At 64.6% G+C, this 12,871-nt stretch carries 14 protein-coding genes and 1 tRNA gene; 4 read left to right on the forward strand and 11 right to left on the reverse strand.

All coding sequences use genetic code 11. The features are described from left to right. Nucleotides 1–30 precede the first annotated feature (30 nt). Together AC1DVS_RS20730 and AC1DVS_RS20735 are read right to left on the reverse strand one after the other, a co-directional pair. The gene (locus AC1DVS_RS20730; protein ID WP_478025971.1) at nucleotides 31–297 is read right to left on the reverse strand and encodes a hypothetical protein; all 267 of its coding nucleotides are present in this window, start codon (nucleotides 295–297) and stop codon (nucleotides 31–33) included. Between the two features lie 7 nt (nucleotides 298–304). Beyond that, a complete protein-coding gene (locus AC1DVS_RS20735) occupies nucleotides 305–511 on the reverse strand; it encodes a cold-shock protein (protein ID WP_332719192.1) in 207 nt (68 codons plus the stop codon). 346 nt (nucleotides 512–857) lie between these two features. Here AC1DVS_RS20735 and AC1DVS_RS20740 point away from each other — a divergent pair, with 346 nt between their 5' ends. After that, nucleotides 858–1,175 carry a hypothetical protein gene (locus tag AC1DVS_RS20740; RefSeq protein WP_478025973.1) on the forward strand — a complete coding sequence of 106 codons (318 nt, stop codon included), beginning with the start codon at nucleotides 858–860 and terminating at the stop codon, nucleotides 1,173–1,175. A 5-nt stretch (nucleotides 1,176–1,180) separates the two neighbouring features. On the opposite strand, the gene AC1DVS_RS20745 is transcribed toward AC1DVS_RS20740, so the two are convergent. The 3 genes from AC1DVS_RS20745 to AC1DVS_RS20755 are packed head-to-tail and all read right to left on the reverse strand — an operon-like array spanning nucleotide 1,181 to nucleotide 4,896. Then, the gene (locus tag AC1DVS_RS20745) at nucleotides 1,181–2,395 is read right to left on the reverse strand and encodes a tetratricopeptide repeat protein (protein ID WP_478025975.1); all 1,215 of its coding nucleotides are present in this window, start codon (nucleotides 2,393–2,395) and stop codon (nucleotides 1,181–1,183) included. Continuing rightward, nucleotides 2,392–4,056: a DNA repair protein RecN gene (gene recN, locus AC1DVS_RS20750; protein WP_478025977.1), complete on the reverse strand. Its 1,665-nt coding sequence runs from the start codon at nucleotides 4,054–4,056 to the stop codon at nucleotides 2,392–2,394. Before recN ends, AC1DVS_RS20745 begins: the two co-directional genes overlap by 4 nt. Nucleotides 4,057–4,086: 30 nt before the next feature. Then, on the reverse strand, nucleotides 4,087–4,896 hold the full coding sequence (locus AC1DVS_RS20755; protein WP_478025979.1) for an outer membrane protein assembly factor BamD: 810 nt from the start codon (nucleotides 4,894–4,896) through the stop codon (nucleotides 4,087–4,089). A 123-nt stretch (nucleotides 4,897–5,019) separates the two neighbouring features. Between AC1DVS_RS20755 and AC1DVS_RS20760 the strand changes: the two genes are divergently transcribed. Continuing rightward, a complete protein-coding gene (locus AC1DVS_RS20760) occupies nucleotides 5,020–5,844 on the forward strand; it encodes a class I mannose-6-phosphate isomerase (protein WP_478025981.1) in 825 nt (274 codons plus the stop codon). A 128-nt stretch (nucleotides 5,845–5,972) separates the two neighbouring features. Further along, the gene (locus AC1DVS_RS20765; RefSeq protein ID WP_478025983.1) at nucleotides 5,973–7,151 is read left to right on the forward strand and encodes a glycosyltransferase; all 1,179 of its coding nucleotides are present in this window, start codon (nucleotides 5,973–5,975) and stop codon (nucleotides 7,149–7,151) included. Here AC1DVS_RS20765 and AC1DVS_RS20770 read toward each other — a convergent pair. The 5 genes from AC1DVS_RS20770 to yajC are packed head-to-tail and all read right to left on the reverse strand — an operon-like array spanning nucleotide 7,133 to nucleotide 11,715. Then, complete coding sequence (locus AC1DVS_RS20770; protein ID WP_478025984.1) at nucleotides 7,133–8,326, reverse strand: DUF3089 domain-containing protein; 1,194 nt, start codon at nucleotides 8,324–8,326, stop codon at nucleotides 7,133–7,135. The two genes, AC1DVS_RS20765 and AC1DVS_RS20770, sit on opposite strands and share 19 nt — an antisense overlap. A 51-nt stretch (nucleotides 8,327–8,377) precedes the next feature. Beyond that, nucleotides 8,378–8,752 (reverse strand): MTH938/NDUFAF3 family protein, encoded by a 375-nt coding sequence (locus AC1DVS_RS20775; RefSeq protein ID WP_478025986.1) that lies wholly within the window; start codon nucleotides 8,750–8,752, stop codon nucleotides 8,378–8,380. Nucleotides 8,753–8,782: 30 nt separating this feature from the next. Next, nucleotides 8,783–9,757 (reverse strand): protein translocase subunit SecF, encoded by a 975-nt coding sequence (gene secF / locus AC1DVS_RS20780; RefSeq protein WP_478025987.1) that lies wholly within the window; start codon nucleotides 9,755–9,757, stop codon nucleotides 8,783–8,785. A 13-nt stretch (nucleotides 9,758–9,770) separates the two neighbouring features. Continuing rightward, complete coding sequence (gene secD, locus AC1DVS_RS20785) at nucleotides 9,771–11,369, reverse strand: protein translocase subunit SecD (RefSeq protein ID WP_478025989.1); 1,599 nt, start codon at nucleotides 11,367–11,369, stop codon at nucleotides 9,771–9,773. A 4-nt stretch (nucleotides 11,370–11,373) separates the two neighbouring features. After that, nucleotides 11,374–11,715 carry a preprotein translocase subunit YajC gene (gene yajC, locus AC1DVS_RS20790; RefSeq protein WP_478025991.1) on the reverse strand — a complete coding sequence of 114 codons (342 nt, stop codon included), beginning with the start codon at nucleotides 11,713–11,715 and terminating at the stop codon, nucleotides 11,374–11,376. 515 nt (nucleotides 11,716–12,230) lie between these two features. On the opposite strand from yajC, the gene AC1DVS_RS20795 reads away from it, so the two are divergent. After that, a tRNA-Pro gene (locus tag AC1DVS_RS20795) sits at nucleotides 12,231–12,307 on the forward strand. A gap of 97 nt (nucleotides 12,308–12,404) precedes the next feature. Here AC1DVS_RS20795 and AC1DVS_RS20800 read toward each other — a convergent pair. Beyond that, nucleotides 12,405–12,860, reverse strand: a complete 456-nt coding sequence (locus AC1DVS_RS20800; protein ID WP_478025993.1) for a hypothetical protein — start codon at nucleotides 12,858–12,860, stop codon at nucleotides 12,405–12,407. Nucleotides 12,861–12,871: the final 11 nt, after the last annotated feature.

Genomic DNA, 12,871 nt, shown 5'->3' on the forward strand with positions numbered 1-12,871 from the left:
AGGGCGGGGCAGGCGATCAAGCGCGAACGCTCAATCGTCTTCCATCATCTCCGCGATCATCTTGGCTTCTTCGTTGACCGAGCGGCGCTCGGCGGTCTTTTCGGCGCGGGTCGCCATTTCGTCCCAGGCCTTGGCGGCACGCATCCAGCGGGTGCGGACATTGTCCAGGGTCGCGGCATTTGCGTCAGCTTCAGCCTGACGTGCGCGATCGCGGTAGAATAGGGCAGTTGCGTTCGAGGAACTGTTCCCGCCCGTCTGAGCAGGAACGGAAGGGGCGTCGACTCCGTCGACGCCCACCCCTGATTTATGCGGCAGCGAGATTGACCGCGGACATCTTGCCCCGACGGTCCTGCTCGAGCTCATAAGACACGCGCTGCTCCTTATCGAGCGTGCGCATGCCAGCTGCTTCAACAGCGCTGATATGGACAAAGGCGTCGTTCCCGCCGCCCTCAGGCGCGATGAAACCATAACCCTTGTCGGCGTTGAAGAATTTTACGGTGCCGATCGGCATAACTATTTCCTTGGGTAGCCCGGTGGTGGCATCGCCATCCGCCGGTTTGGGGCCGAGAAGAGAGAGCGGAGCACCGTCCGGCCCCGGCCGGCGCATCCGAGCACGAGCGCACTATTCCGCGAACACGGAAGCAGTGCGAAAGAGAATGGGGAAGAGAACCAAAAGAGCGTTCCAACGGCTTTGCAAGCGGGAGCGCGAAGGTCTCTCAGTCACGCGATGCTTGTAGGGGAATCGCGAGATGAGCCGTTCCTAGCAGTGATTTGCGGCAATGTCGCCTTTTAAAGGACGGCTTGTCGCCCGGATCATTCGGTACACCGATGGCAGGCGAAACAGGCGAGGGCGGATCATGATCGCAGCTGCGTTGATGATGCTCCAGGCGGCCGGGCCGGCGGCGCCGGACGACGCGCCAGCCGCCCGTCCAAAAAGGATGCGGCCCTGCCCCGCGCAAGACGACGACAGCGGCGACATCGTCGTGTGTGGTCGCGTTGACACCGACGAGCAATATCGCCTGAGGCCGCTCACCCACCGATATGACCCGGTCGGCGGGCCCGGCATCGGCATGCGGGTCGGCCCGGGGCAGGCGAACCTCTATGCGACGGGGACGCAGAGTCCGGACGGTAAGCCGGACAAGCGCATCGTGGTGACGCTGAAGCTGCCTTTCTGAGCGAGCTACTTGCCGGCCGGCTCATGCGCCGGATCGGTGACGCCGATCGATTTCAGCCGCTCCAGCAAATCTCCGCCATGATCGCCCAGGCGCCAGGCGCCCATCCAGTACAGCTTCGCCGCCTTCGGATCCTTCCGGTAGGCCGCCAGATCGCCGAGCACCGTAAGAGCTATCTCGTTGGGGTGGATCTCGAAGGATCTTTTGGCATCCGCGAAGGCACCATCGATCTTGCGAAGATTGAAGCGCGCCCAGGCCCGACCACCCAGTGCGGCCCAGGATTCCTTGATTGCCAGTGACCGATCGAATTCGCGTTCGCCCGCCCAGCTGTGGCTTGCCCTGACATAGGCGAAGCCGAGATTGGCATGCCAATCCGCATTGCCCGGATCGAGTGCTACCGCCATCTGGCGATCGAATGTCGCATCCGCGTCATCGTCCGAAACCAGCCAGGCGACCGACCGCGCGGTAAGCACTTCAGCCCGGGCCTGGTTGGTGGGGGCGGCGAGATAAGCGGCGGTGCAGGTTGCGACCAGGTTCCTGCGGCTGAAATCACCCTTTTTGTCGGCTTCTTTGCAGATCTTGCCTGGATTTGCCTCAGCACCTTCGCTCATCAGCGCGAGGCGCTTGCGCAATCTGGCCGCGGTATTGCGAACGGCCTCGTCATCGGTTGCGGCGGCGCGCGCCTCGGCATGAGCGATATCGGCGCTCGCGTCGGCGAAACGGCCAGCGAAGAGCAGATCGTCAGCGCGTGCATTCAGAGCAACGCCATCCTCGGGCGCCAGTGCCAGGACCCGGTCGCGATCCGCGATGGCGCCCGCGATATCGCCCAGCTTCATTCTGGACAAAGCGCGCTCCTGGAACAGGCGCTTGGTCGCGACGCCGAGCGCCGCGCACGCCTCGAGATCGGCGAGTGCCGCGGCATAATTGCCGAGCTCGTTGTTGGTATAAGCCCGCTCCTGGCGCGCCGCGACGTTGTTCGGATCGAAGGCGACCGCCTTGTCGAGATCGACAAGGGCCGCGAACGAGTCGCCCTTCTCGTTCCACGCATAGCCGCGATAGAACAGGAGTTGCGCCTTCGCCGCGCTGTCGGCCGCCGCGATCGCCGTGTCGCAGGCGCTGGCGTCCGCGGTCCCCGATTTCGTCACCTCGGGAAGGGCGCAGGGGCCGGTAGGCGGCTCGGTCGCCTCCTGAAGCGACAGGAGCAATGCCATCAACATCATCATGCCGCCTCCAGCAAGCGCTCCGCCTGTGCCCGCGCTTCGTCCGTGATCGTCGCGCCCGAGAGCATGCGGGCGATCTCCTCGCGGCGCTGGCGTTCGTCGAGCAGGGATACGTCAGTACGGGTGACGACGCCGTCATGGCTTTTCGCGATCAGCAGGTGATGCGCGCCACGTGCCGCGACCTGCGGACTGTGCGTGACCACGAGAAGCTGGGTGTTCGCCGCCAGCCGTGCGAGCCGCTCGCCGATCGCGCTGGCGACCGCGCCGCCGACGCCGCGATCGATCTCGTCGAAGATCATTGTCGCGGCGCTGCCCTGCTCGGCCAGCGCGACCTTGAGCGCGAGGATGAAGCGCGACAGCTCGCCGCCGCTGGCGATCTTCACGAGCGGCGCGAACGGCGCGCCGGGGTTGGTGGAGATTTCGAACTCGACCCGGTCCTTGCCCGACGGGGCCCAGTGATCCGGCCCGAGATCAGCGACCATGGTGCGGAAGCGCGCTGCGTCGAGCTTGAGCGGAGCCAGTTCGTTTTTGACCGCGGCATCGAGCCGGGCCGCTGCCTCGGTGCGGGCTTCGGTCAGAGCCTTTGCGGCTGAGCCATAGGTGGACGCAGCCTCGGCGACGGTGCGTTCAAGGGCTGCGATGCCGGCGCCGCCGCTCTCGATCCGCTCAAGCCGGGCGGCGAGGTCCGCGGTGAGTTCGGCGAGGTCGTCGGGCTGGACGCGGTGCTTGCGGGCGAGAGCGCGGAGTTCGAACAGCCGGGTTTCGTCCGCCTCGAGCTGGGCCGGATCGAAGGCGAGCGCCTCGGCTGCCTCGTCGACCTTTTCCTGCGCCACCGTGCCCTCGATGAGCGCGCGGTCAATCGCTTCGAGCGATTCCGCCAGCGCCTGATGATCGCTGGCGACGCGTTCCAGGATTCGCGCGGCCTGACGCAGGCGGGAAAGTCCGCCGTCCGAGCCTTCGAGCAGATCGGCGATCGCCTGCAGATCGCCGGTGATCTTCTCGCCGCGCTGCATGCCGGCGCGGCGGGTGGCGAGGATTTCCTCCTCGCCCGGCTCTGGGCCGAATTTCGTCAGCTCGGCGACTGCATGTTCAAGCCATTCGCGGTCACGCGCGACGGTGTCGAGTTCGGCGCGGGCGACGGCGAGGGCGTCCTCGGCCTCGCGCCAGGCGCGGTGGGCGCGGGCAGCAGGGCCGGCGTCGATCCGCCCGAAGGCGTCGAGCAGGGTGCGGTGGCCGCGCGGGTTGAGCAGACCGCGATCGTCATGCTGGCCGTGAATCTCGACGAGGTGAACCGCGAGTTCGCGGAGCAGGCCGGCAGACGCCGGCTGATCGTTGACGAAGGCGCGGCTACCGCCGTCCGACTTGACGATACGGCGGATGATGAGCGGCTCGCCGGGTTCGACATCAAGGCCGTTCTGGGCGAGCAACGAGGCGATGGGACCATCGGCATGCGGGGTGTCGAAGCTTGCGCTCACCACCGCCTGGCCGGCGCCCTGGCGGACCAGGCCGATCTCGCCGCGCGCGCCGAGCGCGAGGCCGAGCGCGTCGAGCAGGATCGATTTGCCGGCCCCGGTCTCGCCGGTGAGCACGCCGAGGCCATCGCCGAAATCGAGGTCGAGCGCCTCGATCAGCACGACATCACGGATGGAGAGCGAGGTCAGCATCCAGGGCGGACCCACAGCATGAGCGCGGCGTCAGGCGCCCGTCTTGGGAGCGGAAGCTGCCCGAACCGGATGCTCCTGCATCAGCTTATAGGCGTGGCTATACCAGTCTGTGCCGGGATAGTTGGCGCCGAGTACCGCAGCAGCCTTTTGCGCCTCGACCGGAACGCCGAGCGCGAGATAGGTCTCGGTCAGCCGCATCAGCGCCTCGGGCACATGCGTGGTCGTCTGGTAATCGTCGACGACCTTGCGGAAGCGGAGCGCCGCCGCCAGCCACTGGCCGCGCTTCTCGTAGAAGCGGCCGACTTCCATCTCCTTGCCGGCGAGGTGATCGCGGACGAGATCGATCTTCAGCCGCGCATCGGCGGCATATTTGGAATTGGGGAAGCGACGGGTCAGCTCGCCGAGCGAATCGAGCGCCTGCTGGGTGATCTTCTGATCGCGCGTGACGTCGCTGATCTGCTCATAATAGCCGAGCGAGACGAGATAATAGGCATAAGGCGCATCGCGGTTGCCGGGGTGGACCGAGATGAAGCGGTTCGCCGAGTCGATCGAGTTGGTGTAATCCTTGTCCAGATAATAGGAGAAGGCGCTCATCAGCTGAGCACGGCGCGCCCAGATCGAATAGGGATGCTGGCGCTCGACCTCGTCGAAGATGAGAGCTGCTTCCTTGTAGCGGCGCTGATCGAGGCGCTTCTTCGCCATCGAATAGAGCGTGCCGACGTCGCGCGCGACATAGGGCAGATCGGTCTTCTTGTTGCGGCTGCCGGCGCAGCCACCAAGGGAAAGAGCCGTGGCGGCAATAAGCGCAAGCGCGATCGAGCGGGACATGGGGATACGCATCGCGCTACCCTTAGCCCAAGCCTTCCTACCCGAACAATGTTTTTCGCGCGGGTCTTCGTGTCGGGATCGGATGGCGGAATCGATGCGTTGGCGTTACCATCTGCCATCCCGGAGGAATCGCCAATGACTGCCACGTTGCTCGCCACCAAGCGCGTCGAAAAGCCATGGGGACGGCATAATCTGTGGCCGGGTTTTGCCGACCCGGCAAAGGACGGTGAGGCGGTCGGCGAGGTCTGGTTTCAGACGCCGCATGCGGCCGAGCCTGAGCTGCTGATCAAATATCTCTTCACCAGCGAGAAATTGTCGGTCCAGGTCCATCCCGACGACGCGGCGGCGCGGGCAGCCGGGTACAAGCGCGGCAAGGACGAGGCGTGGGTGATCCTCGCCGCCGAGCCGCATGCGACGATCGCGCTCGGCACCAAGGCGCCTATGACGAAGGATGAATTGCGCGCAGCCTCGCTCGACGGATCGATCGAGCATCTGCTTGACTGGAAGCCGGTCAAGGCGGGGGATTTCTATTATTCGCCGGCGGGCACCATCCACGCGATCGGTCCGGGGCTGACGTTGGTCGAGGTCCAGCAGAATGTCGATCTGACCTATCGGCTCTATGATTATGGCAGCGACCGCGAGCTGCATCTCGACGCCGGCGTTGCGGTTTCGGATCCGGTGCCGTTCGTGCCTCTGCCCGAGCCGGGGCGGGTGTCGGATGACCGGACCATCCTCGCCGAAGGCCCGAAGTTCGTGATCGAGCGCTGGCCCGGTGGGCGCCGGGTGGTGACCTTGCCGGAAGGGGTGACGGGCTGGTTCGTGCCGCTCGCGGGCGAGGGCGTGGCTGACGGCGTTGCGTGGCGCGCGGGCGAGTGCCTTACGCTGGAGGGCAGGGTGGAGATCGAGGCTTCCCTGGATAGCGATCTGTTGCTGGCCTATCCTGGCGACAGGCGGATCTGAGCAAAGGCGCCATCTCCAGCGGCAGGTGGTGGGTCCCCGCTTTCGCGGGATGACAATGTGGGTGGGGTTGCCCGACCATCTCCAAAGACTCAGCAAGAAATAACCCTCCCGTGCTACACCGGCGGCGCATGCTCCGCGTCCTGACCCTCTCCACCCTGTTCCCCGACGTGACGCGCCCCAATTTCGGGGTGTTCGTCGAGCAGCAGACGCTCGGCCTCGCGGCGCGCCCGGGTGTCGATCTGCGCGTGGTTGCGCCGATCGGGATTCCGCCCTGGCTGGTGAGCCTGGTGTCTCATCACCGCGGCTTCAGGAGCGTGCCCGAACGGGAGACGTGGAAGGGACTTGATGTCCGACGCCCGCGCTTCGCCACCATCCCCGGCACGGGCGGGCGCTTTCACGCGGTGGGGCTTGTCCGCTGGCTGATTCCCTTGCTGACCGGGATTCGCCGCGACTTCGCCTTTGATGTGATCGATGCCGAGTTCTTCTTTCCCGACGGACCCGTAGCGGTGGCGCTGGGCGCGCATTTCCGGGTGCCGGTGTCGATCAAGGCACGGGGCGCCGATATCCATCTCTGGGGCCATGCCGCCGGGACCGCGAACTCGGTACGCAAGGCGGGCGAGAGAGCCGATGGGCTGCTTTCGGTTTCCGAGGCGATGAAGGCGGATATGGTTGCGATCGGCATGCCGGCAGACCGAATCCGCGTGCACTATACCGGGGTGGATCTTGCCCGGTTCGCGCCCTGCGAGCGGGCGGCGGCGAAGCTGGCTTATGGCGTGACGGGGCCGCTGATCGTCTCGCTTGGCGCGCTGATCCCGCGCAAGGGGCATGATGTCGTTATCGAAGCTGTCGCGGCGATTCCCGGTGCGACCCTACTGATCGCGGGCGAGGGCCCTGAGCAGGCGGCGCTGGAGGCGCGGATCGCGGCGGGCGGACTTGGCGACCGCGTGCGGTTGCTCGGCAGCGTGCCGCATGATGCGCTGCCTGGCTTGCTTGCCGCCGCTGATGTGATGGCGCTTGCCTCGGCTTCGGAAGGGCTCGCCAATGCCTGGGTCGAGGCGCTTGCCTGCGGTACGCCGATCGTCATCACCGCTGCCGGCGGCGCTGCGGAAGTGGTGACTGAGCCTGCTTTCGGGCGAATCGTCGCGCGTGACCCGCAGGCCTTTGCGGCCGCGATCCGGAGCTTACTCGATGAGCCGCCCGCGCAAGACTATGTCCGGCGCGGCGCCGAGCGCTTCACCTGGGAAGCGAACAGCGCCGCACTGTTCGAGCATCTCGCCGGGCTGGTGGCTCATTTCTCCTTCTTGTAGGGCACGCCGCGCCATGCCGCCGCCTGATGATCGGCGAGCTCGACGAGATCTCCCATCGCGATCGGCATGTCGAGCAGGTGCAGGCCCCAGTCCTTCAGCGTGACCCCGCCGACCACGACATCGCCGACGATGGTGTCGGTGCGCGGATCCTTCGGATCGGCGTTCACGGTGGCGGCGAGATAGCTGAAGCCGTCCTTCGAGACGCACTCGGCCGAGATCAGCCCGGGCACTTTCACGAAACTGGTGGTGACGGGCGCGTTGTCGGTCGTCCAGGAGCCCATCGGCGCGCTACCGGCACCGGCACCTTTCGCGCCGAAGATCGCGTCGGTGACTGCCTTGCCGCCGGCGAGTGCCGCCGGGTTGGTGCAGGCGGCGAGCATCCCGGCATCCGCCACCTTGCCGAAACGGCTGTTCGCGGGCGGCGGTGAGTCGGCGCGGAAGGTGACATAGGAAACGACGCAGCCATATTGCGAATCGCTGCGGCACAAAGGCAGCCGCTTGAAATCGCCGCCGACATCCTTGCCAACGGGTACCGCGACATTGGCGCCGAGGAGCATCACCGAAATGAGGTGGCGGCGGGCGTCAGCATCCGTTTCGATCGCATTGGCGACCAGCGTCTTCAGCACCAGCGAACCCTGGCTGTGCCCGATCAGCACGACGCCGCGACCCTTGTTGTCGCGCTCGAGATAATCGTTCCACGCTGCCGTCACGTCGGCGAGCGGCGTGTCGCGGTCCATCGTCACGGGCTGACCGGCGATGAAGGCCTTGAGCGCGGTGAGGGTCACCTGACGGTAGAGCGGGGCGAACACCCGGCATTTCGACGCGAAGCGGGCTGCCTGGAAAGCGGCGACCTGAGTCTCTTCGGGGCCGGCATTCATGTCGCTGTTCGGCGTCGGATCGTTGGAGACGGTCGGGTAGACGTAGAAACAGTCGAACTGCGGGGTGGGCGAGGGTTTGAACTTCTCGATCTTCCGCTTGCCGTTCGCCTGGATGATGGTGACATCCTGATTCGCCGAACAGGCATCGGCACGGCCGGGGCGGCAGAGCCATGCGGTGTCCTGCTTATAGTCAGGCGCCGGAGCGGCGGCGGGTGCGGCCGGCGCTGTTTGGGCGGCGACTGCGGGAATCGATAACGGCGCCCCAATCGCCGCGAGCAATGCGATGACGATCTTCATATGGTTTCCCCCGACTTGCTTATTGCGCGTCAGGCTAGCGGAACCGCGCGTTCAATCAAGCGGGTAGAGAGCGCCTGCGATCCAGCGGCCCTCGCCGCGCAAGACCGCCCAGGCGCGGGCGGCGGCGCGGCTGTCCATCGCCTCGATGCCGAGCCCGCGCGCCTCGACAGCGCGGACGAAGACGAGGGGCGGCCGGACCAGCAGCGGGCCGGTGCCGAGCAGCAGGAATTCCGGAAAGGGGTCGAGCGCGAGGAGTGGCGCGACATCGTCTGCGGTCAGCGCCCCTATAGGGGGCGGCGACCAGCCATCGGCGCGGACGGGTGTGATCAGCAGCGCGCGATAGACCCCGTCATCGACCTTGAACCCGCCGCCCGAAAAGCCCGAAATGATTGGGCCGTCGGTCTGCTGGCCCTGCTCCATCCTCATCGCGCGCCTGCCCGCATCACGGCATAGCCCTCAGGGCATATCCTTGTACGCGACCCGCTCGGCCTTCTTGGCGGCCGTGGCCGTCGCATCCGCCTGGGGCTCGGCACGCAGGCCGAGCGAGATCAGCAGCGACGACGACACATAGATCGAGGAATAGGTACCGACGAAGATGCCGAGGATCATCGCCGCGGTGAAGCCGCGCAGCACATGGCCGCCGAAGATCAGCAGCGCGAACAGGGCGAGCAGGATGGTCAGCGAGGTCATCACCGTGCGCGGCAGGGTCTCGTTGACGGAGAGATCGACGATCTCGGGCATCTCCATCTTGCGATAGCGGCGCATATTCTCGCGGATGCGATCGTCGATCACGATCTTGTCGTTGATCGAGTAGCCGATGATGGTCAGCACCGCGGCGACGATGTTGAGATCGAATTCGAACTGAGTGAGTGCGAAGAAGCCGAGCGTCATCAGCACGTCGTGCATGATGGCGACCACGGTCGAGACGCCGAACTGCCATTCGAAGCGGAAGATCGCAAACATGCCGATACCGAGCACCGCGAGGACGACGGCGAGCACACCCTTCCAGATCAGCTCGTTCGAGACCTTGCCGCTGACCGCATCCTGCTTCGAGAATCTCGCGTCCGGATAGATCTTGTTGATCGCGACCTGCACTGCATCGACGACCTTGTTGGTCGCGTCCTTTTCGGTGCTCTGGGGCGGCGGCAGCTTGATCGAGATGGTCTTGCCGTCACTGCCGACGGTCTGCAGCCGCGCCTCGCCGAGATGGAGATTGTCGATCGCGGTGCGGAGCTTGTCGGTCGATGGCGGGGTGACGAACTTTTCCTCGATCATCAGGCCACCGACGAAATCGACGCCGAGGTTGAGCCCGCGCGCGAACACAAGCGCGACTGCCGCGAGGGTCAGCAGGATGGTCAGCCCGAACGCCCATTTGCGCAGCGAGACGAACGGAAGATTGGTGTTGTCGGGGACAAGTTTGAGGAGACGCATAGACTGTCGCCGATCAGATATTGAGGTGGGCGGGCCGCGTGCGGCGGACCCAGTGCACGACCAGCATGCGGGTGAAGGTGACAGCGGTGAACACCGAGGTCGCGATGCCGATCAGCAGCACCACGGCGAAACCCTTCACGGGGCCCGAGCCGAGCAGCAGCATGATCACGCCCGAAATAGCGTGAGTCGCATTTGCCTCGAAGATCGTCCGGCTCGCTTCCTTGTAGCCGAGCTCGATCGACTGGATGACCGAGCGGCCACGCCTTTGCTCTTCCCGGATGCGTTCGTTGATCAGAACGTTGGCATCGACCGCGGTACCGATCGTCAGCACGAAGCCGGCGATGCCCGGGAGAGTCAGAGTGCCGCCTATGACCGCGAGCACGCCCATGATGACGACGACGTTGATGACGACTGCGTAGTTCGCATAGAGGCCGAAGCGGCCATAAGTCACCAGCATGAACGCGATGACGAGGATCACCGCGATCGCCGAGGCCTTGATGCCGGCTTCGATTGAATCGCGACCAAGATCTGGGCCGACAGTACGTTCCTCGACTACCTTCAGCGTGATGGGCAGCGCGCCCGAGCTCAGCGAAATGGCGAGCTCGCTGGCTGACTGGACGGTGAAATGGCCCTCGATATAGCCCGAGCCGCCAAGGATCGGCGTGTTGATCGAGGGCGCCGAAATGACCTGGTTGTCGAGCACCACGGCGAACCGTTTGCCGATATTCTCCTGGGTGATCTTTGCGAACTTCTTGCCACCCTGGCTGTTGAAGGTGAAATCGACGATCGGCGAATTGTCTTCCGGCTTGAACGCCTGTTTCGCCGAGACGAGATCGCCGCCGGTCAGAACAGCCGATCGCTTGACCAGGATTGAGCCGCCGGTATCGACATTGGGGAGGAGCTGAGTACCGAGCGGGAGAACGCCTTTGCTCGCCTGTTCGAGATCGGCGGGATTCTCGTCCACCATCTTGAATTCGAGCTTCGCGGTCTTGCCAAGCAATGCCTTGAGCGCCGTCGGATCCTGCAAACCCGGCACCTGGACGACGATGCGGTTGGTGCCCTGGCGGACGATCGTCGGTTCCTTGGTGCCGATCTTGTCGATGCGCCGGCGAACCACGTCAACCGCGGTATTCATCGCGTTGTTGATCGCCTGATCGAGGCCGGCCTTGGTCGGCGTGACGACGAAACGAGTGCCGTCGACGACGCTGATGTCCCATGCCCGCTGACCGGTGAAGCCAACACCGCTGCCGGCAAGCGGGAGCAGTTTCTCCCGCGCCGCATCGACCCGGGTGACGTCGCGCACCATGAAGCTGATCTTGCCGTCACGGGTGGAGATGTCGCCGATCTCGATCCGCGGCGTAGCGCGGCGCATCTCGTCAGCGACCTGGTCGCGCATCGTGTCGATCCTGCCAGCGGCGAACTCATCGACATCGCCTTCGAGCAGCAGATAGCTGCCGCCGGCCAGATCTAGGCCGAGACTGATCCGCGAGTGCGGGATCGCGCCCCATTTGTTGGTCTGCTCTTCGGGCAACAGGCTGGGAATCGCCAGCGCCATCAGCGCGGCGAGAAACACCAGGATCGAGACGACCTTCCAGCGCGGGAAATCATTCATGGGATTAGTCGTTCGCCGGCTTTGCGGTGCCCGAGCCGGTTACCTCGGCCAGGGTCGACTTGACCACGCGGATCTTGACGGTCGGCGCGATCTCGAGCTCGACGAAGCGCTCCTCTACCTTGGTCACCTTGCCAGCGATGCCGCCCGCCGTGATGACCGAATCGCCCTTCTTGACCGCGGCGATCGTCGCCTGATGTGCCTTCATCCGCTGATTCTGCGGGCGCCACAGCAGGAAATAACCGACAAAGGCGACCGCGATCATGGGGAAGAAGAAGCTGAACGTGGCGGCTGCGCCGCCGGAAGCGGTGCCGGCGGTAGCTGCGGCAAAGGCTATGGTTGCGAACATGGCATCCTGAATGACTTGGCCAAAATGGCTGGGGTATCGGACCGGTATGGCCCACTCTCATAAGCGCCGCGCGCTATCACTAGTCCGGAGAGCGCGCAACAATCGGTTGGATGTCAGAGGCGTGACCTGACGCGGGGAGGGACGGGCGATCCGGATCGTCATGGTGCTGTGTAGCGTCTCTGTGGGCGAAGTTGAATTGGATGGGTTGTTGGGAATGTCATGCGGGGCGCTGACATTTTTTCGACTGGCGCACTTGGGATCGATAAGAATATAGTTATTATTAAACAATAGCTTATATGCAATAATGGCGGAAGCGCCCGTCGCGCCGCTCACCCTGATTGTGTCTAAGGGCGGTTCACCTTGAGCGGGTGGTGGAGAGTGGGGTTCGAGCCTTTCGGACCGTCAATCGGGCCTCAAACGGCAGAAGCGCGACGTCCACCCAACCCAACTTCGCACCGCCCGCGCCACGGCGCTTGCATCGCGGGCGCCACGCGCATATGTGCCCCACCCTCGGTCGGGGCGTAGCGCAGCCTGGTAGCGCATCACACTGGGGGTGTGGGGGTCGCAGGTTCGAATCCTGTCGCCCCGACCAAGATTACCAAATTTTTTGTAGCTATTATGCGAGCACCGTTGGGCGCTCGCAGCTATCGAGAGTTGTAAGCGTTGCCTGCTGCACCCGTCTCAAGGCTCTACCGCGGCAAGTTTTCCACTCGTCCGTTCCGATGGAGGATGAACTGCCCGCTCCCGTAACCGGTCGCGCCAGTGGTTGCTCTCACGTCATATTCGACTTCGCGCCGGAGCGGCTTTGGCGTGACCTTCCCCCGATCCGACAGAGCCTTGCCACTAAGCGATGATCCGTACGGCAGCGGATAGGTGTTGGCGCAACCGTCGGCATAGTCGACGCTCTCGAACCAGAACGTGCCATGGTCCACTCGAGATTCGTCGTCGCCTGAAGCAGCCGTCGCCCCGTGATCTGAGCGCACCGTAACCTCGATCTCCCTTAAACAGGACGGGTGATTGCGTGATTTAGGATCAACGACGAACATCAGCCGCCCATGCTGAACCACCGCGAGAATGTCATAGGCATAGGAACAGCTGCTCAACAACACGCAGGCCAGTAGTGAAAAGAGGATGCGTCGCGTCATTCTATCTACCC

The organism is Sphingomonas sp. P3_C5 (genome assembly GCF_056402635.1).